Below are 21,582 nucleotides of genomic sequence, written 5' to 3'. Positions count from 1 at the left end.
TCTTATTCTGTTCGCAGCGCCTTTACCGGATCTGTCGATGCCGCTCGTTGTGCTGGAATCAACCCAGCAATGCATGCCGCGCATACCAGCACTAGAATTGCTCCTGCCAGAACCATCGCATCGTGCCCACCTACACCATACAGTTGTGACTGCACAAACCTCGCACATATCCATGCCACCGGAATTCCAATTGCAAGACCGATACCTGCCTGTAGCATCGCTTCTTTTAGCACCATGCCGACCACGCTGCTGCGGTTTGCACCTAACGCCATCCGCACGCCAATCTCCGGTGTACGCCTCGCTACGGAATACGCCGTCACTCCATACAAACCAACAGAGGCAAGAATCAGGGCCAGCAGGCCAAACATTAATGTGAGCCGGGCAATCAATCGCTCCTGATTGAACTGTCCGTGGATCTGTTCTGCGAAGGTCTCGTATCGCGTGATCGTCAGATTGGGATCAATGTTGGCGAGCGTTCTGCGTATCTGCGATTCCAACCCGTCCACTTGTCCTTTGGTCTGCAACATGATCGCTCCGGCATAAAGCGATCGGATATCGTCTTCCGGCTTAGTGTGCGCAACCTGCAATAGTGGACGGAAGTACATCGGCCGGGTTGGATTTCGCAGATTGTTGTATTTGATGTCTGAGACAACTCCTACAATCTCCCAGTCGCCTACACTCTCCATACCGGATACACCAAAGTGCGCTCCAATCGGATCCTCTCCATGCGGAAAGAACTTCTTCACAAATGTCTCATTCACGACAACCACGGGAGCTGACGTCGCCGTATCGTGCACGGTTACTCCGCGCCCGCGAAGTACACGATGGCCCACGATGTCGAAGTACTCCGGACTCACCCTCAGCCATGAGGCGCCAATGTGATCTCCCACTCTGGGTTCTGGACGCCCCTGAATAAACACGCCCTCACCCCAGTTATTTCCTTCCAACGGTGTGTAGAGCGAAAGAGATGCCTTCTCCACACCTGGTAATGCATGGAGGTTCTGATCGATCCTGTCGTAGAGTGCCTGGAGTTGTTCCTGTTTGTAGCCAGCATTCTCTGGGCTGAAGTGCGCGACCACACGATTCTCAGTGATCACGCCGAAGTCCTGGTTCTGCAGTTTATTCAGACTCTTCGCCATCAGACCAGCGCCAACCAGCAACACCAGCGAAAGTGCCGCTTGCAGAATCACCAGCGACTTCTGCAACCATCCAGCACTGTCACCTGTCGATCGATTCGATCCACGCAGAGCCTCAGCCGGCTGCGAATGTGATGTGATCCAGGCTGGAGCAATTCCAAAAACCAGTCCTGTCAGCAATGACAACCCAAAGGCAAATGCCAGCACCACAAGCGAAGGACTCGCCTCAATCGGAAGGCTCGTGGCCTGTGGGAACGCCATGGCCAACAACAGCTTTGTCCCTCCGAAAGCAATCAGTAATCCCGCAAAACCGCCGATGCATGACAGCACAATGCTCTCCGTGAGCATCTGCCGAATCAGTCTCTTTCTCTGCGCACCCAGCGCCATGCGAATCGAAGTCTCTGCACGACGCGCCATACCGCGCACCAGCACAAGGTTGGCAATGTTCGCGCAGGCAATCAACAACACCAACGCCGAGATCGTGATCAGAAGCCGTAACCCCTTACCGAACTCCTGCTGCATATTGGCAATGCCTGCGCCTCCAGGTGTCAGCACTACATGCGAATCGGCAAGGTTCTTGGCCATCCCTTCTTTCTTGTAGTTATCCAGTGTCGCCAGATAATTCCGCAGCGAAGCACTCATCTTTGCCTGAAGCTGCGCAACGTTCGTGCCCGGTTTAACCTTGCCCAGTAGATAGAGCCAATTTGCTCCTCGGCGGTGCAGAAGGCTTGTCGGATAAGCAGGCCCCAGTTGAGGCTCGAGAACCATCGGAATATAGAAGTCCGGAGGAGAATCCGTCATGCGGTCTCCGTAGAACGCAGGCGGAGTGATACCGAGGATCGTCACGGGATATGTGTTCAATGTGAACTTGCTCCCCACCACGGATGGATCCGATCCGTAATCGCGCTGCCAAGCCTGATAACTCATCACCACGCCCATCGGCGCACCAGGAACATCATCCGAAGGCACGATCAATCTGCCCGCATAGGGATTCAGGCCGAGAACCTGAAAATAATTGCCCGTGACCATCTCTCCCCGCATCGCCTTTGGCAGATCGCCTGGGCGTGCACTTCGCGCTGTGATCCCACCGTCTCCGACACCCGCCTGCATCGCCGCAAGGTTTTCAAACTCGGGCGAATTATCGCGGAGATGTTCATACAACTCCGAGGCGAAGATGGAATAGTTGTTCTCATCCGGCACTCCACCATTCACACAGCAGTCATCTCGATCACCAACCCGAACTAGCAAGGAAGGATCCGCAACCGGAAGGTTCTTCAGCAAAACCGCATGAACAAGCGTAAAGATCGCCGCGTTTGCTCCAATTCCCAGAGCAAGCGTGATGACAGCCGTGATTGTGAACCCCGGGGCCTTTCGCAGCTGCCGCAGCGCAAACTTTACGTCCTGCATCAATCGGTTCATGCTCACTCCTTCGATTGCTCATTACACGTCTGAAATACTCTCGTGGAAAACGATGACAAGCTATATTCGCTGCTCATCTCGGATCAGTGCGCGAAAGCTGGCAATCGGGACACTTAGCTCCATGCTGTATTGGCGTAAACCGACGATCACTGTGACCCCGGGAATCTTAACCGGACACTCGACCCGCGCATACATTCGCTGCATCGGATCTCCCTCCATGTCCGTCTTTACATCGCTCCTTACACCGTTTCGATCGGCAATAAACCGCAGCTGCTCTCCATCCGCCTCGTAGAAGATGGCGCAACGGACTCCGATGCACAGCGCGAACAGCAGTAGAAACGCTGCGGTAAACGCCGGCATCTCGTACCCGATCTGCCTTATTTCCTGGATCACTCCACGGATCATGACTACGCCTCCGCCATCAACTGGCTTAGCTCTCCTTCCGCAACCACCTTGCCATCGAACAGATGAATCTGACGCTCCGCGTGCGCGGCAAAACGCGGATCGTGCGTCACCATGCAGATCGTCGCTCCTTCGTCATGCAGTTCCTTCAGCAACTTCATCACGGCCTCGCCATTCTTCGAGTCGAGATTTCCTGTAGGCTCGTCCGCGAGCAGGATTGAAGGCGAACCTGCCAGTGCACGGGCTACAGCGACTCTCTGCTGCTGACCACCCGAGAGCTGCGCTGGATAGTGCCGCATCCGATGGGCCATGTTCACCCGCTCCAGAGACTCTTTGACTCTCTTCTGACGTTCGGCCGCAGGCATGCCCGCACGATACGTCAGCGGAAGTTCTACATTCTCCGCCACGCTGAGATCGCCAATCAGATTGAAGCTCTGGAAGATAAAACCGATCTCCTGGTTGCGAATCCGCGATCGGTCGGCGAAGTCCAGGTTGGCCACTTCTTTGTCATTTAATTGGTAGCGTCCGCCGGTCGGTGTATCCAGCAACCCGATGATTGAAAGCAGCGTCGACTTGCCGCAGCCGGAAGGCCCTGACATCGCCACATACTCTCCGCGATTGATTTGTAGATGCACGCCTGAAAGCGCGTGTGTCTCGATCTCATCCGTGTAGAAGATCTTCGTCAGCTGCTCGATCTCGATAATTGACTCCGCCATTCGCTCTCTCCTTTTTCTCTCTTCTTCCGTTACTCCAGGCGAATCCTGTCGGTGTTATCCCATCGGCTCATGTCCGAAAGGATGACGGTATCCCCGCTCTGCAATCCTTCAATCACCTGAATTGCATTCACGGAAGCCTTGCCAACCTTCACCGGAACCCGTACCGCGGTCTTTCCATCCGGACTCAGCTTGAAGAGGCTGATCATGCTGTTCTCATTTCCGAATGCTGGCCGTCCGACATACAGCACATTAGCCATGCGATCCAGATCGATCGTCCCATCCACACTCAGGTCAGGACGAGCGCCCTGCGGCAGCGCGCCTTCCAGTTCTACGTCAACTGTCACGGTTCCGTTCACGACTGCGGGATCAATTCTCATAACCTTGCCTTCAATCACGCCGTTATGTGTATCGATCTCCGAGGGCTGTCCGATCTGGATGTCTCTTGCCTGCGTCTCCGCGATCTTCAGGCTGGCCTTCAGTTGATCCAGCTGAATAACCTTCGCCAACGTCGTTCCCGGAGCCACATGCTCACCCACCTGGTGCGACATATCCGACAGCACGCCGCTAATCCCCGCCTTTACGCTCAGCGCATCCTGTTGCTTCTGTTTCAGGGCCAAGAGCGCCTGTGCCTGCTCCACCTTCGTCTGCTGCACCGCAATCTGGGTTGCAATCGCCCTCTCGTTCACCACAAGGCGTTCCTTCTCAATCTCATCGCGCGTGGTCAGCTCATCGGCCTTGCCCTTCGAAGCGTTATACGTCAGGCCGCTGATGACGCCCAGGTCATACAGCGACTTATCCGTCTGGGCCTGCAGCTTCGCCTGGTTATAGTCCGCGCTTACGGTTGCGGCTCCGGCCTTCTGGGTCATCAAGTCGCTCTGCAGCTTTGCCTTCAGGTTGGTCAGGTCGGTCTGCGCGGCCTTCAACTGCAGCTGAGCATCCAGCAACTCCTGCTGCACGGTCGGATCAACAAGATCCATCAAAATAGTGTTCGGCTCGACCTTCGCACCCGGTAGAACACGAATTCGCACCACCGTCGCCTCCGTCTCGGAGGGAATCAGCCGAATCTTATCCTCGCGCGGAACCAGTGATCCTGGTCCACGTACCTGCCGCAGCAGCGGCCCCTGCTTCACCGTGTCAGTCCACACCGTCGCCCGATCCACGGTTGGCGCAGCCGGCTTCAGCTTGGAAACGAAAAAACCCGCGGTCGCCAGTACCAGCACCGCAATCCCGCCGACGATCCACTGCCGCCGAACCTTCTTCTTCTTGATATCTGGTCTCTGAATGTCCATTGCGACAATACAGATCGCAACCGCGCTGCCATTCCCAATAATGTCTTTTCAATTACTTACAAGAGAGACGGAGAGGTCTGGCGTCCGCAAACGAAACTAACCGTCCACTTTCGGACACTTATCGCGCCTAAACGCTGACCAGCATTGCGGAACAAAACGCCCCTCGTATTTGCCGTAGAGCGAGCAAAGGGAAGAACCTGGGTCCCTTTGTGCTACTTCTTGGATCGGGAAGATTTCTTTGGCGCGTCCGACGGCTTTTGGAGTGGCTCTTCTGTCGAAGCGCCCATCGCCTCAGAGATCTGGCGACTGGCCTCGCTTAGCGCATCAATGATCTCTTGAACGCTGACCGTGTCTTCAATCCGTTTCACGTAAGGCACCGTCAGTCCGGCGATCGCATTGCCCTGCGAGTTCAAGACGGGGAAGCTAATATTTACGACTCCTGTCACCTCATAACTCGCCCGACGCTCATAACCGCGGGAGCGAATCTTCTCGAGATGATCGTCCAGATCGGCGGGCTTCTTCTTGTCCGTCTCCCGTACCCATTCCTGGATCGCGCGTTCGCAGGCATCAGGGGTCTGGTGAGCCAGGATGACATGGCCCGTTGCGGCGTGCATCAGGTCTACCTTCGAACCGACCTTAACATAAAATCCGGTAGATTCCGGGGAGTCCACCTGCGCCAGGATGACGACGTGACCTCCATCGAGGACTCCAAGATGGCAGGACTGACGCAGCTTATGAGCGACCGCATGCATCACCGGAAGCGCCTCGGTGACCATGCGCTTAGTCGGAGGATGCTCCTGCCCCAACCGGAACAATCGCAGTGTCAGGTGATAGCGATCCTTGCTGGCCGACTGCGCTAGATATCCGCGATGCTCCAGGCAAAGCAGCATGCGGAAGATCTCCGACATCGTGCGGTTCAACCGACGCGCCACCTCGCTGACAGTCATCCCTTCAGGGTTGCTGGCAAAGAGCTCAAGAATGTCCAGCCCCTTCTCGAGCGCGGGCGTCGGATAATAGCGTTTTCCCTGGGGTTTAACGTTTACGGGTCGAGCTGCAGCAGATCGCATTTCCCACAAAGGTAACAAAAGCCTTAGGGTCTGTCGATCATTTCACGGGTTCACGTCCGGTGCGGAGATATGCGGAGCAACGCTTGGCGATGGAGTAGATCCGTAACGTTTCATCTTGCCGGTTCTGGAGTTGAAAACATCGAAGGTGCCATCCCCCGCACTGATCAATTCCAGAAAATTGCCGTTCTCCTGCCCTTCCAGATTGGCGATGTACTCATCTTCCGTATTGTGTTCTTCGCCGCCTTCTTCGGAGAAATGGAGCTGCCAGAGCGTCTCCAGCCCAGGAGATTTCTGAATGGTATCCAGAACCGAAGCTGAGCCCCCCTTGCGCTCTCCATTGTCCATGATGGCCACTCGCGGACTGATTGCATCCACCATCGCAGGGCTCGAGCTGTGGTCCCATCCGTGGTGCGAAACGATATAGACATCCATCCGGCCCAGCTTATTCGCCGGACAGACAAGCTCCATCTCCTTGTCCCAGGTCAGGTCACCCAGATCCAGCAGGCGCAACTTGCCAAATGTGATCTGCACCCCCAGGGAACGGGAGTTCTCGGTCGTATCGGCTGGTCTGGTCTCCGCATCCTTGCAAAAGGGATTGACTGCTCCTCCTCCTTCGAGCGAAGCGCTGATCAGTTCGCCATCGGCGCTGACAACGACGGCCTTCATTCCCACGATAGGAAGCACGTCGCCGGGTTTGGCGATAATGCGCTTGATCTTGTTGGCAGCGATTTCCTTCTCGTATGTCGCATACCCCCGCTGCGCTGCGGGCGCATCCTCGCGGTTCGAACCGTGATCGATAAAGGCTCCCACCTTCACCCGATCAAGGAGCTGTGGAATTCCGCCAACGTGATCTTCATGAAAGTGGGTGATGAGCACATAGTCGATCTTCTTCAGCCCGGCATCTTTGGCTACTGCCGCAATTCGATCGGCGTCACGCCCCTCGTTGTCCCCCCAACCTGTATCAATCAGCAGCGACTGACTGGCAGGAGTGACAAATAAGGTAGCTTGCCCTCCCTCCACATCCACGAAGTAGACCTTCAGCTTTCCGACGACTCCTTTGGGACTTTGGCACCAGCCAGCCAGACTCATCCACCCAACCAGCCCGATCATGCCCACCCATCTCTGCCACTTCATTCGTTTGCTGTCCTTTCCTGCTCTTATCTTCGCCGATGCTGGCAGAGACATCCATGTTCTGACGCAGTCCCCAGCCTCGGCCTGGCATCGTTGTATGTCGCAAACGGTTTCCAAAATGCAGTCTTCAGATAATCCCACTCTCCATGCTGTTCGTATAGTGTTTTCTTCTGTTCAGGCAGCGCTAAGAGGCTTTATGTAAAGGTATTCTCTGCCACATTCGCGTATGATGGCGCCGATGCGATTTGTTGCCCTTTCCTTTCTTCTCACCTTTCTGATTGGCTCCACAACACAGGGTCAGTCCCGCTGGACTGAAGAACAGGCCAACGCCTGGTATGCTCGCCAGCCTTGGATCGTCGGAGCCAATTACGTGCCCTCGGACGCGATCAATCAGCTGGAGATGTTCCAGGCAGCGACCTTCAACCCAACCATCAACGACCGTGAACTCGGCCTGGCCGAATCCATCGGCATGAACACCATGCGCGTCTTCCTGCAGGACCAGCTCTGGCAGCAGGACCCGAAGGGGTTCGTCAAGCGCCTCGACACTTTTCTTGCAATCGCATCCAGGCACCATATCCGTCCGATTCTCGTGCTGTTCGATTCCTGCTGGGAGCCCAACCCGCATCTCGGCCCTCAGCATCCGCCGATTCCCGGTGTCCACAACTCGGGCTGGGTCCAGAGCCCCGGCGCTGCAGAGCTCTCCGATCCTTCTTACGAGCCCAAGCTCAAGGAGTATGTCGTCGGAATTGTCTCTGCCTTTGGAAAGGACGACCGTGTCCTCGCCTGGGACCTGTGGAATGAACCAGACAATACCAACGGCGGACGCTTTCAGGAACCGAAGAACAAGCCCGAGCTCGTAGCCGCTCTGCTCCCGAAGGTCTTTGCGTGGGCGAGATCCGCTCAACCGACTCAACCGCTCACCAGCGGCGTATGGGCTGGCGACTGGAGTGATCCGGCTAAGGAATCGCCGATGACGAAAATTCAGCTCGCCGAAAGCGACATCATTACCTTCCATAACTATGGCTGGCCTGAAGAATTTGAAGCCCGCGTTCGATCGCTTGAGCCGCTGCACCGCCCTATCTTATGCACCGAATACATGGCGAGAGGGAGTGGCAGTACCTTCGACACAATTCTCCCTCTCGCGAAAAAACTAAACGTAGCGGCCATTAATTGGGGGCTTGTGGCAGGAAAAACCCAGACTTACTTTCCCTGGGACTCCTGGCAGCATCCCTATGTTCTTTCTCAGCCGACAATCTGGTTCCACGAGGTCTTTCGTCAGGACGGAAGCCCTTATCGCCAACGCGAAGTGGAGTTGATCCATGAACTTACCGGCCGAGGCGTGGGAATCCTCACCCCAGCGCAATAAAATTGCTTTTAGTATCTGGGCTAAAGATAGCTAGATTTGTGACGAACGGCAGAAAATTGTGACGAACAGCGATTTTTGACGATATAGAACGCCTTTTCTGCCATGAAACACTGCCTTCTTCCAGGAGATCGTGGATGACAGAGCGATACTCTGTTACGTCCATGCATTAACCGGGCCCGATCTATTTTTAAGAGTAAAAGAACAAACAGCGAGTCTTATAAAGGCTCGACTTGGGCTGCTGCTGATTCGTCCGGAGGAATTTGCGATGCGTTTTCTATCTCTGAAACAATCCATCCTGATCTCTCTGCTGCTCTTCGCGACAGTGGTCTATCTCCCCTCGAGCCATTCCACTTCTTTCTGCGATCAGCCGCAATCTTCCGCGACTCAGGATTGCGATCAATGAGCTTTGTTGAGCGCATGAAAGCGCAACTGGGACGGTTGGTGTAGAGAAGAAAGATCGAGGACTACGCCCCTGACCTTCAAGCGTTGGAAGAACGAAACCGGCCAGCCTCTGGTGATGCATCCGCTCCTCTTTATCTCAGGAGCAGTGTCGCTTGGCCTCTTGTTCGCCTTGCAGGAATGGATCTACTCACGCTCGTGGAATGAGCATGTCAAACTGAGCCTGTTGGCAGAGGCCTGGGGAGTGCAGTACTTCATCTGGGGAGTCCTGTGCTGGATTTTATGGTGGACGTTGAGATCGCGGATCAATACCGCGAACCTCAAAACCATTCTGTGTCTCTTCTTCCCATTGAGCCTTCTGGCCAGTGTGGTGGAGGAGGTGATTTGGGTTCTGCTCTTTCCAAAACTGCCGATGGGAAGACCACCGATGCCGTTTTTGCAACGGCTGTTGTTCCATCTCGATGTTGAGTTGATCGACAGCCTGGTGCTCTTCTGGTCTGCCTTCTTTCTGTTTCGCGGGATTGGTTACTACCAGAGTTATCGCGAGAAAGAGCGTATGGCCTCGCAGTTACAGGCTCAATTGCTTCAGGCACAGATGAGGGCACTGCGAATGCAGCTGAATCCGCATTTTCTGTTCAATACGATGAACGGTATCTCCAGCCTGATGAGGACCGATGTGGCTGCCGCAGATTTAATGCTGGAACAACTGAGCCAGCTATTGCGTATTACCTTGCATCGCGGGGAGTCGCAGTTCATCCCATTAAGCGATGAGATGGAGTTCATTGAGATGTACCTGGCCATGCAGGGTCGCAGGTTTGACGGGCGCGTACAGCAGAGGATCAATATCGATCCCCATGTGCACGACGCCATCGTTCCGACCATGATCCTTCAGCCCATCGTAGAGAATGCATTTGCACATGGGCTTTCGCGGATCAGCTCGCATGGCACGATCGCAATTGAAGCCATCCCGGTAGGTTCGGCTCTTCGCCTGAGCGTGACGAACTCAGGAGTAGGGATTCAGCCTGCAAGAAGAATTCCCGGCAGAGGAGTTGGTTTGGCCAATGTTCGGGACCGTCTCAAGATGCATTACGGCGATCATCATTCGCTTTTGATTAAGGAGATTGATGAAAGCCAGGTACAGGTCGTCATAACATTTCCGCTTCGCTTTGCAGAACATGCAGCGATACAGCCAACAGGATACGGTGCGTGATGATTCAGGCAGTCCTGGCAGATGATGAGGTACTGGCACGGCAAAAGCTTCGCCAGTTGTTACGTGAGTTTCCCGAGATCGATGTTGTAGGGGAAGGTGCGTCCGCAGCCGAAACAATCGAGCTGGTGCGCGCGACGAAACCCGATCTCCTTTTTCTCGATGTCCGGATGCCCGATATGGATGGATTCGATGTCGTGGGTCAGCTCTCGGCAGCCGGAGCCCCCACCATGCCGTGCATCATCTTTACGACGGCCTATGATCGCTACGCCCTGCGCGCTTTTGAGATTCATGCTGTGGACTACCTGCTGAAGCCCTTCACCCTGGAGCGCTTCCGCTCGGCCACGCAGCGCGCGCTTGATCAGATCAAAGCCGTGAAGCAGAATCCGAACGCCACTGTACCAAAAAACCCGAATGGGTCACCCTATACGACACGTATCGTCTTCAAATCGAAGGGGCGCATCCTGTTTCTTCCCGTCTCGGAGATCTGTTGGATTGGCGCAGAAGAAAACTACGTTCGCATCTGTACACAGACAGAATCTCATCTGTTGCGGGAAACCATGACACGCATCGAAGAGAAGCTGGACCCGAACGTCTTCCTCCGCGTCCATCGTTCCTCTATCGTGAATTTAAAATATGTCAAAGAGGTTCGACCCGAGGTAGATGGCGAATATGGTGTCCATCTGGTCAATGGTCAAAAGATTCCGATGAGCCGCACCTATCGCTCACGCATAAAAAACTGGCTGGAGCGCTAACCCCAGCCAGCAGATCTATGGGCTTCATGCCAGTGGCATGAAGCCTGATTTATTTGTGAGCGGGCTCAAGTAACTGGTCGACACATCCAGCAGGCTTGTTGGCCGGATTGCAGCGAGCCACCAAATGGTCAGGAAACTTCACAACGTAAGAGGTCCACTGCGAAGGCTCCGCGGGAGGATAGTCGGTACTGATCATCTGGGCTCCACTGCTTAGCACCAGATCGCGCCGTCTTGTATCGTTCGTGCGTGCGGCTTCCGTACCTTCGTCGGAGCGTGTACGAACCAGATAGCCCTTCTTCACCAGAGCATCGATGGCTTCACGAGTACCTTCGTTCTGCTCAACAAAAGCAGCATCCGGTTTTCCCGGATCGGAGTTCGTAAACAGGATGCGCCCCTTGAGAGAAGGATGACCCTGGGTATAGGCCGGCCCGGCCTTATGCTGGTCCATCAGGAAGAGGACGCGTCCCCGTGCTTTCTCCAGCGTCGGCCAGTGGCCTGCCAGAACGGCGGCTTCGAGGGTTGTGGCATTGCCGCGCACGTCGTCGGGAGTGATGATCTCGTTGGGCTGAAAAACCGAACGGATCTCTGCATCGAGAGCATCGAAGACCTGTGGGGTAAACGGCTCCGTCGGGACTCTGCCGGGCTCGGTTTTCTCATCGTCTTTCGTCTCGACCAGGATGAAGATGGGAAGGTGCTGTGGGTGCTTCTTCGACCACTCCCGTACCTGCGTGAGGCAGAGAATAAAGGTGCGGCAGGTGCTCCGCTGATCGACGCCCTGGATGTGCATGACCTTGAATCCAGGTTTGTCCATTTCGTGATTGGGATCGAAGTTAGGATCAGCAGGAAGGCCTGCCTTGACGGCCGCATCATCAATAGCCAGATGCGAATAACGCCCTCCTTTGGTATCGGCAAAGACATCGATCTCGATCTGACGTACACCACCATCGAGCTGGGCAGGAAGCGGAGCGTGAATGTAATCGAGCGAACGCAGTGCCTTCGGATTCTTCATCTCCAGATACTTCCGCTCGCTGGGAGCAAACCCGGCATGGTAGCTGTTATGCGATCCGATCACCTGAATCTGGTTAATCTTCACGATCTTGTCCTGCGCGGCTTGTGTCGTTTGCGCTATTGCGGCACCAGCGGTGAAAACTGCAGTGCCAGCCATAACTGTTAGTGCGCTTCGAAACATCGTTGCTCCTCTCATGGTTCGAGTCTATCTGCAAAAAACGGCGGCGCCGTTCATCATGACACGGCGCCGCAGGAAGAAAACGTGCAGCCCGTTAGAAGATAATCTTCGCGGCAAGCTGCAGCTGACGTGCCGGAAATGCGGTAGTGATCTGGCCGAAGCTCGAACCACCGAAAGTGGTGTTGGCACCCATATAGTTGACTTTGTTTAGCACGTTGAAAGCTTCGGCCCGGAAGTCGAAGTTTGACGTGTCGTTCCAAAGTGGAAATGCCTTGTGAAGGCCGAGGTCGGCTTGGTAGAAGGCGTTGGAACGTGCAAGATTACGGGATGCGCTACCCCAAGGATCAGCCGAGCTGATCGACGAATCAGTGGGAAGCAGGAAGGCGCTGTTGTTGAAGTAACCCGATAGGGCTGTTGCGGTCTTGGTCTTGGTCTTGCCGTAGAGAGGCTGGCCAGCTACGCGGTAAGGACGGTAGTTAACCAGATCCGAGACATACATCGGGTTCGAGTTAGAGAGCGAGTAGGTGACGTTCAGTGGCAAACCGCTGGTCATCGTGTTGATCAGCGTAAGTTGCCATCCGCCGACTACAGTGTTCATCAGGCGACCCGAGGATCCACCCCAGCGATGTCCGTGACCATAAGGAAGGTCATAAACGATGGAGAGTGTGTCGGCCAGAGGTTGATCGTACCCTCCCGGGCCGTAGTCGCGGCTGGGGTTGGCGAAGTTGACGCGAGAGGTGTCGCCGTTCGAGGTCTCGAGGTGACCCGAGGAGATATCGAAGTAGCGGCTCCAGGTGAAGGAGTTCAGCAGGTAGAGGCCCTTGGATGCACGCTTCTCGAGCTTGAACTGCAACGAGTTGTAGTTAGCTGAACCTCCGCCCCATGCCACCTCGATGCCGGCGAAGTTCGAGATCGGACGGCGAGGCTGCAAGGTCGTAGCGCAACCGGTACCGCGGCAGGGAGTGCCCTGGTTGTAGTCGGCCAGAATCTGCATGTGTGTGCCCTTATTGCCCACATAAGCCAAGTCAGCCGTGATGCCATAGGGCAACTGGCGCTGAACGCCGAACTGATACTGCTGCACGTAACCAGTCTGGAAGTTCTTCGGAATGTAGCGTGAGAGCACGTTCAACGGGTTGAAGTAGGCTGCGGTGGTCAGGTTCGACGCGTAGCCCTGCTGGGTCTGACGGAAGCAGGAGGATTGCAGCTGCGTGTCGTTCTGGCAGAGCGATGCTGCTGTCGGAGCGACCTGCGGAGAGATGTTTGCGTTGACGACATCAGGTCCGTTATAGGTGAGGTTGTTCTCGCCACCGGCACGGTTCCACTGCGTGTAGACGATACCGTAGCCGCCACGGATGACCGTTTTATCGTCAGCCGAGTAGGCAAAGCCAAAGCGAGGAGCCCAGTTGTTCAGCGGGGTGTTGACCAGTGAACGACTGTAGATGCCGCCGTTGCGAGCGTGGATCAGCGACTTGGTCGCCGGGTCGAAGTTCGAGAGACGGTTGTCCTTTTCATACTGCGGCGTGACGATCTCATAGCGTAGACCGGCGTTGATGGTCAGCTTGGGCGACACCTTGATGTCGTCCTGGAAGTACATGAAGTTGTACCGCTGACGCAGGTTGACGACAGCGTAGGTGGTGATGGAGTAGGCAGAACGGTTGCCGAACATGAAGTCGGCAAGGTTCTGCGCCTGCTGCAGCTGCGAATTCAGCGACGGCGCACCACCGGCTATGGCGGTGTTTACCGGGTTACCGCCGTTGGTTGACTTATCAGCTGCGTACTGGCCTTGATAGTTGTCCTGGCCATAGCTGGGATTGAAGTCGTTCAGTACCGTGTTGACGGCCTGCCACTCGTAGCCGAACTTCATGGAGTGTTTGCTCTTGATCCAGGTAAAGTTGGCCTTCGGGTTGTAGATTGTTGGATTCTGGAACTGAGGGTTCGACGGCTGTGCTCCAAACTGCGAATAACCGGTGACTGACTGCGCGTTCAACGAGCGGACAACGAGCGGGTCGGTGGGAAGACCATCAGTGATTCCGTTCTCAACCAGCAGCGAGCTCTGTCCCTGGCCGATGGGGAACTTGCCGCCTTCGTTCTTCGACCAGCCAAAGCGGATGTCGAGCAGCTTGTTGGCCGCGATCGTCCAGGTAACACCACCAGCGATGTTCTTGTTCTTGATGTTGACATTGCCATTCGAGTTTCCGCCCGCGCGTCCGGGGATGCTGGGAGGATCGAAGATATAGCCCTGATGCTGGCTGTAGCGGCCGAAAACGGTCCAGCGGTCGTTGAAAGTGTGATCGACGCGGCCGTCACCTTTGTCGTCGTTGATGATGCCGCGAGGAGTGATGGCAAAGTTGTTGGACAGGATGGCCGAGTTGTTAGCTGTGGGCAAGGCGCCAATAACAGCGCGTGCGAACGGCGTCATATCCGCAGTCGGAATCTGGCCCAGGTACTTTTTGCCGGTAATCGGGTTCTGTAGCGGAATGGCGTTGTTCGGATTTGAGGTATCGTCGTTCAGATAGAACAGGCCGTTGCGCTGGTTGTTAGAGGGGAGCGTGGAGGTAGCGTTGGCGTTGTTGAAGATCTGCCGCACACCCTCGTAGTCGGCGAAGAAGAAGGTGTGGTCCTTCCAGATAGGGCCGCCGAAGGTTCCGCCAAACTGGTTGCGGATGAACTTGGGCTTGGTGGCACCAGTAGCCAGAAACGGTCCAATAGCGTTGAAATTGGTATTGCGAATATAGTCCCAGGCGCGGCCGTGGAACTGATTCGTGCCGCGACGGACCGATGCGTTGATCACGGCACCGGGGCTGCGACCGTACTCAGCCGAGTAGTTGTTGGTCTCAACGCGGAACTCGTTGACGGCATCCGGCGAAGGCGGAATATTCTCGTTGGCGAAGCCCTGGTTCGAGGTGCCGTAGTTATTGTTGTCCAGACCGTCGAGCAGATAGTTGTTGAAGGCCGAACGCTGACCGTTGATGTTGAACGAACCCTCGCGGCTCGACGTCGTCGTGTTCTCAAGCAGCGACTTGCGTGCACCCGGAACCAGCAGCACCAGGTCCGCATACGAGCGGCCGTTCAGAGGAAGGTCTTCAACCTGTTTGGTACCGATGACCGTCGAGTGCGAGCTGGTCTCCGTGTCCAGAAGCTGCGCTGCCGAGGTAACTGTAACTTCTTCGGAAACCGAACCGGCCTTCAACGTTACGTCGACGCGCTGACGGGCATTGGTCAATACCGAGAAGGTCTCTGTCACGGCACGGCTGAAGCCTTGGGCCTCAGCGGTGATCTGGTAGTTGCCCGGCTGAACGCTGGCAAACTCAAACTTTCCTTCGGAGTCCGTCGCCTTGGTCTGCTGGATTCCGGTTGAAGCGTTCGTTAGGGTGACGTTGCTGCTGGGAACGGCCGCTCCGGAGCTGTCCTTGACATAACCAAGCACCGAGGCCGATTCAAACTGCGCCCACGCTGCGGTTCCACCGAGCACGAACCATACTGCGGCGATCAAAGTTAATAGCGCCTTTGTCTTAAAGCCGAGTATCCGTTGGATTGGTTGTTGAAGATTCCTGGGAGGGAATCGAAGTTCTTCGATCTGTGTCGTCATGATGTGCCTCTCTTGCATCACCTGTTGTTCCCGTCGGTTAGGTTTTTTGCCGAACCATTAGCTATGTCTGTGTCTGTCTCTGTTATTCCCAAAGCGACAGCTCTGTTTTTTGAGGTTCCGGCAAAACACTACTGACTGCGTTGGATCGCTGTCAATGAAAATACTTTACGTTACCGATAACTTGGATTATCGGAATGCACATGGTAAATAGATTTGAATAAAGTGTTTATCTTGAAAATAAAAATCATTTAGCGGAAACGCTGACCACCTGAACAGAGCTCGCAATAGCCGAAAAAAGCGTATGAATCCATCATGCCGGTTCTTTGTAAATCTCCGGTAAATAAGCGGTAACTCTTCTCTCAAACGCAAAAAGTCCCGGGCTTCAACAAATACCCGGGACTCTCAGGATACCGTTTTGAGACTGTAGACGGACGCGCAGCGCTTACCAGTCGATCTTTTCGGGGAAGAACTCCGCGAACAGGTCGTCGTAGTAAGGCTTCAACTCCTTCATATTTGGCTTGGTATGCCCCTTGGAGTAGAGGTCATACGGATTGAACTGGTTGACCCAGTGCAAGCTCTCCTTGTCCTTCTCGTTCATCAGGTGCTCGTAAGCTCCATGACGGTGCCAGGCATAGAACGAGTGATACCGCAGCATTGCCAGCGACGAGTCCGGCAGGTACGGCTTCATCACTTCATAGATGTACCCATCGTGGCCGAACGACATATGTACGTTGTCCAGACCGCAATTGGGTTCGTAGATGCCATACTTCGTGTTGTACTTCGAGTTGTTGTAATCCGGGTTCGCCTTGAAGTACTCCGGAAACACAATCTGGTCCGAGTATGCGCAGCCCACCGGGAAGGTATCTCCCACCACGCCCCACTGAGGCTCGCCGTACAGGCATAGCACCTTGCCGAGATCGTGGACAAAGCCCGTCAGTACAAACCAGCGAGGATGGCCATCCTTGCGAATTGCCTCCGAGGTCTGGAGCAGATGCTCAATCTGGGTAAGATCTGTATCAGGATCGCTGTCGTCGACCAGCGTGTTCAAAAACTCGGCCGCCTCCCAGATCGACTTCTTGCCTTTCTTCAGACTGAAGTACTCCTTTTCCTTCCCCATCACGTAGTCAAAGGTCTGGTGATGGTGGTTCAGCCGGTAGAACTCCGCTACTCCGGGGTTCGCCTTCTCGTCGTACTGGCGAAACTCCTCCTGGCTCTTGCCTTCCTGGTAGCGGCCCTGCAAAAACTCGTCCCACTCCTCCATGTCTTTTCCAAGGGGAGCATTCGGTGCGACTGTTGTGACGGCCATCTTCTATTCCTCCGGGCGCAGCACTTAGTTAGCGGTAACTATAGGCCCTCCAGAGAACGGTTGGCAAGCGGAAACGATAACTTTCTGCAAAAAATCTGCTGCCTGTCTCGTTATCGCAACTGCCGAGCTAGTTCCTGGCGGAAAACCCTTTCCCGGTCAGCAATAAACGCCGTATATCCGGCTGGATCGACAAATGCCTCATGGTCGCCCTTTTTGAGGCGCGCATACTTCTCCTCCAACCCGTAATAGCTGCCATGGGCTCCCAGGAAAATATCGCAGTGCAAGGATTTAAGGGTCTGAAAGGTCTTCTCATAGTCCGCCGTAATACCGGGATAGCTTGGATTCTTCGCCAGCCTGTATCCGGGATTTACGGTGGTGCTCCCGACGATCACCACATCTTCTGTCTTCCCGTTATCGTTTACCCGCATCGTCCAGGTCGTACACCCCTTTGTATGTCCGGATGTTTTGTGTGCCACCAGAATGGCCCCACCCAGACGGACTTCATCACCATCATGCAAAACTCGATCGACCTTCGCAGGCTTGTACCAATTGCGCTTATCCCGGCCATAGGCAAAGTCGCTCTTTCCCCCGTCCTCCACCACAGGAACGTCGGCGTCCATCACCATGTATTTCGCGCCCGTCAACCGCTTGATCGTGGCGCTTCCAGCGTCGTGATCGAAGTGTGCATGGCTAATTAGTAGGATCTTTGTGTCGCTGAACTTGAACCCGAGCTTCTCAACGCTCGCCTTGATCTGCGGCACCGAACTTTCAAGGTTGCTGTTGATCAGGATATTGCCCTCTGGTGTGACCACAAGGTACGAGGCCAGGTCCTTGCTCCCCACGTAATAGAGATTGTCTGCAATGCGATGCGGAGGAAACGGCTCTGTCCATTCGGGATTCTGAGCCACTGCCTTCCCCGCCAGCAGAACGGCAAACATAAACAGTACGGATAAAAAATGGAAGCGCGTAGAAGAGTTCAACCGGGTCATGCGCAAAGCATGGCACTCTTCCTGGAGGATTTTTCTGTGAACATCAGTACATCTAGTGCCCTTCTCGGTACCTGCGCCGTTCGTCACAATATTTAGCGAAAACGACCACGCTATATTTCCCGAATTCCTATCAAACTCCTACACTAGCAGGCGCATTCGTTCTTCCGAGGAGGCTCCCCTGCATGAAAATCGTCTTCAGCTTTGCGATCTGTCTTTTCACATTCGCCGCCGCAGCACAGTCGCCTGCGCCAAAGCCACCGACAACCCTCAAAGGCGTCCTGTTAGAGCAGCTTCGCACCACCCACAACTCCCAGGATTGGTTCGCCTCCGGCAATACCGCCATCCACGGCCTCACCGCCGAGCAGGCGAAATGGACCGACGGCAAAGGCAACCACTCTGTCGGCCAGCTTACTTATCACCTCGTTTTCTGGGATAAGCGCGCTCTCATGGATTTCAAAGGCGAGAAGACCGCTCAGTTCAATGGAAACAACGACGAGACCTTCAATAACTTCACCCCAAAGCAGTGGAATGATCTCGTCAAGCAATTCGACCAGGTCATGACCGACTGGGAGAAGGCCGTCGAAGCAGCCGATGACGCAACCATCGCAAAAAACGCCTCGCTCATCGCCCACGTTGGAACCCACAACGCCTACCACATCGGGCAGATCGTCTTCGTCCGGAAGGAACAGGGATCGTGGGACCCCTCGAAGGGAGTCAAATAAACCTTCCGTTGAGGAAAACCTCTCCTTGAATCGAACTGTTGGTTGGTGTATCGAAGTAGGAGATGAGCAGAGAGAAAACGATGGAGAGCATCACCATCCGCCCGATGCTTGCGGGCGAGCTGGAAGCAGCCTGCAACGTCATTAGCTTGGCCTTTGCCGATAACCCGAATATGGGAGCGATCACCAACGGCGATACCGCAAAGGCGCAACACGCAATGCACGCGATAGCGAACTTCGCCAAGCTGGGCCGGCGATACAGCTATGTGCTGGTCGCAGAGATCTCCGGGCAGATCGCTGGAGTCCTCAACGCTGCACAGTGGCCCCATTGCCAAATGGACGCTGCTGAACAGAAAAGTACAGGGCCAGCCATGTATCAGGCCCTGGGGACCTCCATGCCCAAAGCGATGGAGCTTATCGGCACCTGGGTAAAGTACGATCCGCAGAAGCCCCATTGGCATATCGGCCCTCTCGGCATCCTTCCAGCATTTCAAGGACGCGGCATCGGAAGAGCCTTACTGCGTGCGTTTCTCGAGAAGGCCGACCAGGACCATGTCCCTGCTTACCTCGAAGCCGAAGTCGACAAAAACGTGCGGCTTTATGAGTCCGAAGGATTCAACGTGATTGCACAAGAAGCAATCTTCGGGCTCAATAATCGCTTTATGTGGCGTGAGGCAAAGGAATCCTGACACTCTTTTCCGCCGACTTCGTTTATCGCCTGGACCATAGCTCCAAAAGAAGCTCGAACGATGCTTCATACGGCACGTGCCGCGATTTTCCGGCTGCCCTCATTGCCCACCTCAATCATTAACGGAACTCGCCGAAAGTATTTGTTTTGACGGCTCTGCCGTGTTCTCATCTGTCTTGCAGATACCAGGAGTCACCTCATGCCCTACATGATCTCTCGCGCTGGCCAGACCTACGGTCCTTATACTCTTGAGGACCTGCAGCGATACGTCACGACTGGCAACATCCTCCTCACCGACCTTGCGAAATCCGACGAGATGGCCGACTGGATTCCCGTCGCACAGATTCTCAACCCGGCAACCGCAGGCACGCCCTTTCCCGGAGCGCCCGTCCCGCCTGCGTATGTCCCTCCTGTCGCCGCGTATGAGCAGCCCGGCGGCTATGCAGTCTCGCCCTATCCCGATCCCCCTAATCTTCACTGGGTGCTGGTCCTACTGTTTACGATCTTTACCTGCGGCCTCTTCTCCGTGATCTGGGACTTCGTCCAGGTGCTCTGGATGAAGCGCATCGAACCACAAACAAAGGCTTTCCCGTACTTTATTGGCTACGCAATTCTGTCGTTCCTCAATGGAGGCGTCTCCATGCGAGCGAATATGATGATGCTGCACACTGGCCATCGTCACCCCTCGTTGCTCTCCGCCCTCATCAGCATCGCAGTCTTTGTTCTGGTGATCCTCTACCGTTTCTCTATGCGCGATTCACTGGAGCGTCACTACAACAGCGCAGACCCCGTCGGACTTCGCCTCGGTCCGATCATGACCTTCTTCTTTGGCGGGCTCTACTTCCAGTACCACTTCAATCGCATCAATGCCATGAAACAGGCACTTCGTTATCGCAGCGGGTTCTAAATCGTCATGGATACAGCTGCACGGAGGATTAATATTCCGGCACCCGGAGTGAAGACTTCCGATCAGGACAGCCGCTCCAGTCTTTTATTCGCCGCCGTAATCATCTCCGCGTCTCTTATCGTCATACTACTTCTGCGCTTCCCGCCCGAACAGTATGCGTTCCTCTATCCGCAGTGCCCCATTCATCACTACCTCGGCATTCTCTGCCCTGGCTGCGGAACCACGCGCGCAATCGCCGCACTTCTTCGCGGGCATCTGCTGGAAGCTCTCCGTTTCAATGCGCTCACTACGCTCAGCCTTCCTGTAATCGCCGGCTGGATCATCTTTGCGCGCAAGCCGCTCCAATGCCCGCGGATTCCGCAGACGATCCTCTACTCAGCATTTGCAGTTGCCATCATCTTTACCATCGCGCGAAACCTTTAAACACAAAAGTGGCTCCCGCGCAGGGAGCCACTTTTTCAAACAAACAATTTAGGCCTGGACTGCTGCTGGCTCTGTCGTCGACGCGGCCTGCGCGGTTCCGCCCTTCAGATCGGTGCCGCCGGGCTTGCGGATATCGATGCCGCCCTTGAAGAAAGCACCATCTTCAATGGAGATGCGCGCAGCAATCACGTCGCCTGTCAGCGAACCTTCGCTGCGGATATCCACGCGGTCGCTGGCCTGGCAGTTGCCACGCACCTTGCCCAGCACCACGACTTCGCGAGCGACAATGTTCGCCGCCACCTGGCCATTCCGCCCTACGGTAACGCGGTTGCCCGGAAGGTTGATCGCTCCTTCCACCTTGCCGTCGATGTACAGTGACTCAGAACCTGTTACCTCGCCCTTAACAACCAGCGATTTGCCGATCGTCGCCTGTTCGCCCGTTCCAGGAGCGGCATTGGTCGTGCTGGGTGCTGCCGCACGCGGAGCCTCGTAGCTCGGCGATGGCGGAGTCGGCCGCGACGGTTCTGGGGTGGAGGGGCTATTGCTTCCCGGCTGATTCGGTTTCCACATATCTGTCTCTATTCCTTTCCTCACTGCTGGAGATGACCCCTCTACGGGCTCCATCTGGGTACACATCTTGCGACGCACCCTGTTGTCAACGATACTACTCCGCGGCACACTGCGAATTAACCAACATTCACAGGGAATTCCACAGTTTTTGAATCTCCTTCAACACTCTCGGGAAGCTCTTTCCCTTTCCGATGAATTTTCTTCCCTCTGTAACCCCTTTTGTTCCACCTTCCACGAAAGTGGCAGGCACATCTCTCCACATCCAAACCCAATTTGGATACCATGTCCCCACTTTCTCTGAACGCTGCCGTACATATT

Annotated in this window: 18 protein-coding genes; 7 read left to right on the top strand and 11 right to left on the bottom strand. The window is 55.2% G+C overall.

Features of this window, described 5'->3' with window-relative positions:
* Positions 1–2 precede the first annotated feature (2 nt).
* The 6 genes from H7846_RS02575 to H7846_RS02550 form a co-directional block, all read right to left on the bottom strand.
* Positions 3–2,555, bottom strand: coding sequence for an ABC transporter permease (locus H7846_RS02575; protein ID WP_255460804.1), 2,553 nt, complete (start codon positions 2,553–2,555; stop codon positions 3–5).
* 60 nt (positions 2,556–2,615) lie between these two features.
* The gene (locus tag H7846_RS02570; RefSeq protein ID WP_186694991.1) at positions 2,616–2,960 is read right to left on the bottom strand and encodes a hypothetical protein; all 345 of its coding nucleotides are present in this window, start codon (positions 2,958–2,960) and stop codon (positions 2,616–2,618) included.
* 2 nt (positions 2,961–2,962) lie between these two features.
* Positions 2,963–3,673 carry an ABC transporter ATP-binding protein gene (locus tag H7846_RS02565; RefSeq protein ID WP_186694990.1) on the bottom strand — a complete coding sequence of 237 codons (711 nt, stop codon included), beginning with the start codon at positions 3,671–3,673 and terminating at the stop codon, positions 2,963–2,965.
* Positions 3,674–3,702: 29 nt separating this feature from the next.
* Positions 3,703–4,962 (bottom strand): efflux RND transporter periplasmic adaptor subunit, encoded by a 1,260-nt coding sequence (locus H7846_RS02560; protein ID WP_186694989.1) that lies wholly within the window; start codon positions 4,960–4,962, stop codon positions 3,703–3,705.
* 212 nt (positions 4,963–5,174) lie between these two features.
* On the bottom strand, positions 5,175–6,029 hold the full coding sequence (locus H7846_RS02555) for an IclR family transcriptional regulator (protein ID WP_186694988.1): 855 nt from the start codon (positions 6,027–6,029) through the stop codon (positions 5,175–5,177).
* A gap of 42 nt (positions 6,030–6,071) precedes the next feature.
* The gene (locus H7846_RS02550) at positions 6,072–7,163 is read right to left on the bottom strand and encodes a ComEC/Rec2 family competence protein (RefSeq protein ID WP_255460803.1); all 1,092 of its coding nucleotides are present in this window, start codon (positions 7,161–7,163) and stop codon (positions 6,072–6,074) included.
* 235 nt (positions 7,164–7,398) lie between these two features.
* Between H7846_RS02550 and H7846_RS02545 the strand changes: the two genes are divergently transcribed.
* The 3 genes from H7846_RS02545 (at position 7,399) to H7846_RS02535 (ending at position 10,887) form a co-directional block, all read left to right on the top strand.
* Complete coding sequence (locus H7846_RS02545; protein ID WP_255460802.1) at positions 7,399–8,526, top strand: cellulase family glycosylhydrolase; 1,128 nt, start codon at positions 7,399–7,401, stop codon at positions 8,524–8,526.
* A gap of 547 nt (positions 8,527–9,073) precedes the next feature.
* A complete protein-coding gene (locus tag H7846_RS02540; protein ID WP_186694987.1) occupies positions 9,074–10,135 on the top strand; it encodes a sensor histidine kinase in 1,062 nt (353 codons plus the stop codon).
* Positions 10,135–10,887 (top strand): LytR/AlgR family response regulator transcription factor, encoded by a 753-nt coding sequence (locus H7846_RS02535; RefSeq protein WP_186694986.1) that lies wholly within the window; start codon positions 10,135–10,137, stop codon positions 10,885–10,887. Before H7846_RS02540 ends, H7846_RS02535 begins: the two co-directional genes overlap by 1 nt.
* Positions 10,888–10,936: 49 nt before the next feature.
* Here the strand turns inward: H7846_RS02535 and H7846_RS02530 are convergent, their stop codons facing one another.
* The 4 genes from H7846_RS02530 to bla all read right to left on the bottom strand — a co-directional run bounded on the left by H7846_RS02530 (position 10,937) and on the right by bla (position 17,957).
* Entirely contained in the window at positions 10,937–12,076 is a 1,140-nt protein-coding gene (locus H7846_RS02530) for a phosphatidylinositol-specific phospholipase C1-like protein (protein WP_186694985.1), read from the bottom strand.
* Between the two features lie 91 nt (positions 12,077–12,167).
* Positions 12,168–15,662, bottom strand: coding sequence for a TonB-dependent receptor (locus H7846_RS02525; protein ID WP_186694984.1), 3,495 nt, complete (start codon positions 15,660–15,662; stop codon positions 12,168–12,170).
* Between the two features lie 442 nt (positions 15,663–16,104).
* The gene (locus tag H7846_RS02520) at positions 16,105–16,968 is read right to left on the bottom strand and encodes an inositol oxygenase (RefSeq protein ID WP_255460801.1); all 864 of its coding nucleotides are present in this window, start codon (positions 16,966–16,968) and stop codon (positions 16,105–16,107) included.
* 110 nt (positions 16,969–17,078) lie between these two features.
* Positions 17,079–17,957, bottom strand: a complete 879-nt coding sequence (bla, locus tag H7846_RS02515; protein ID WP_255460800.1) for a subclass B3 metallo-beta-lactamase — start codon at positions 17,955–17,957, stop codon at positions 17,079–17,081.
* 182 nt (positions 17,958–18,139) lie between these two features.
* Here bla and H7846_RS02510 point away from each other — a divergent pair, with 182 nt between their 5' ends.
* The 4 genes from H7846_RS02510 (at position 18,140) to H7846_RS02495 (ending at position 20,694) form a co-directional block, all read left to right on the top strand.
* Positions 18,140–18,679 carry a DinB family protein gene (locus H7846_RS02510; RefSeq protein WP_186694983.1) on the top strand — a complete coding sequence of 180 codons (540 nt, stop codon included), beginning with the start codon at positions 18,140–18,142 and terminating at the stop codon, positions 18,677–18,679.
* A 62-nt stretch (positions 18,680–18,741) separates the two neighbouring features.
* The gene (locus H7846_RS02505) at positions 18,742–19,365 is read left to right on the top strand and encodes a GNAT family N-acetyltransferase (RefSeq protein WP_186694982.1); all 624 of its coding nucleotides are present in this window, start codon (positions 18,742–18,744) and stop codon (positions 19,363–19,365) included.
* A 198-nt stretch (positions 19,366–19,563) separates the two neighbouring features.
* Entirely contained in the window at positions 19,564–20,271 is a 708-nt protein-coding gene (locus H7846_RS02500) for a DUF4339 domain-containing protein (RefSeq protein WP_186694981.1), read from the top strand.
* A gap of 6 nt (positions 20,272–20,277) precedes the next feature.
* On the top strand, positions 20,278–20,694 hold the full coding sequence (locus H7846_RS02495; protein ID WP_186694980.1) for a DUF2752 domain-containing protein: 417 nt from the start codon (positions 20,278–20,280) through the stop codon (positions 20,692–20,694).
* Between the two features lie 48 nt (positions 20,695–20,742).
* Here the strand turns inward: H7846_RS02495 and H7846_RS02490 are convergent, their stop codons facing one another.
* The gene (locus tag H7846_RS02490; RefSeq protein ID WP_186694979.1) at positions 20,743–21,264 is read right to left on the bottom strand and encodes a bactofilin family protein; all 522 of its coding nucleotides are present in this window, start codon (positions 21,262–21,264) and stop codon (positions 20,743–20,745) included.
* Positions 21,265–21,582: the final 318 nt, after the last annotated feature.

The organism is Edaphobacter sp. 4G125 (genome assembly GCF_014274685.1).
Lineage (GTDB): Bacteria > Acidobacteriota > Terriglobia > Terriglobales > Acidobacteriaceae > Edaphobacter.
This window is presented reverse-complemented; position numbering and strand designations above follow the sequence as displayed.

Bases quoted from the DNA above. Each gene is read 5' to 3' on its own strand.
- H7846_RS02490 (WP_186694979.1), bottom strand. From the start codon at position 21,264: ATGTGGAAACCGAATCAGCCGGGAAGCAATAGCCCCTCCACCCCAGAA.
- H7846_RS02505 (WP_186694982.1), top strand. From the start codon at position 18,742: ATGAGCAGAGAGAAAACGATGGAGAGCATCACCATCCGCCCGATGCTT.
- H7846_RS02530 (WP_186694985.1), bottom strand. From the start codon at position 12,076: ATGTTTCGAAGCGCACTAACAGTTATGGCTGGCACTGCAGTTTTCACC.
- H7846_RS02570 (WP_186694991.1), bottom strand. From the start codon at position 2,960: ATGATCCGTGGAGTGATCCAGGAAATAAGGCAGATCGGGTACGAGATG.
- H7846_RS02555 (WP_186694988.1), bottom strand. From the start codon at position 6,029: ATGCGATCTGCTGCAGCTCGACCCGTAAACGTTAAACCCCAGGGAAAA.
- H7846_RS02575 (WP_255460804.1), bottom strand. From the start codon at position 2,555: ATGAACCGATTGATGCAGGACGTAAAGTTTGCGCTGCGGCAGCTGCGA.
- H7846_RS02565 (WP_186694990.1), bottom strand. From the start codon at position 3,673: ATGGCGGAGTCAATTATCGAGATCGAGCAGCTGACGAAGATCTTCTAC.
- H7846_RS02545 (WP_255460802.1), top strand. From the start codon at position 7,399: ATGCGATTTGTTGCCCTTTCCTTTCTTCTCACCTTTCTGATTGGCTCC.
- H7846_RS02500 (WP_186694981.1), top strand. From the start codon at position 19,564: ATGCCCTACATGATCTCTCGCGCTGGCCAGACCTACGGTCCTTATACT.
- H7846_RS02520 (WP_255460801.1), bottom strand. From the start codon at position 16,968: ATGGCCGTCACAACAGTCGCACCGAATGCTCCCCTTGGAAAAGACATG.
- H7846_RS02535 (WP_186694986.1), top strand. From the start codon at position 10,135: ATGATTCAGGCAGTCCTGGCAGATGATGAGGTACTGGCACGGCAAAAG.
- H7846_RS02525 (WP_186694984.1), bottom strand. From the start codon at position 15,662: ATGACGACACAGATCGAAGAACTTCGATTCCCTCCCAGGAATCTTCAA.
- H7846_RS02495 (WP_186694980.1), top strand. From the start codon at position 20,278: ATGGATACAGCTGCACGGAGGATTAATATTCCGGCACCCGGAGTGAAG.
- H7846_RS02510 (WP_186694983.1), top strand. From the start codon at position 18,140: ATGAAAATCGTCTTCAGCTTTGCGATCTGTCTTTTCACATTCGCCGCC.
- H7846_RS02560 (WP_186694989.1), bottom strand. From the start codon at position 4,962: ATGGACATTCAGAGACCAGATATCAAGAAGAAGAAGGTTCGGCGGCAG.
- H7846_RS02550 (WP_255460803.1), bottom strand. From the start codon at position 7,163: ATGAAGTGGCAGAGATGGGTGGGCATGATCGGGCTGGTTGGGTGGATG.
- bla (WP_255460800.1), bottom strand. From the start codon at position 17,957: ATGACCCGGTTGAACTCTTCTACGCGCTTCCATTTTTTATCCGTACTG.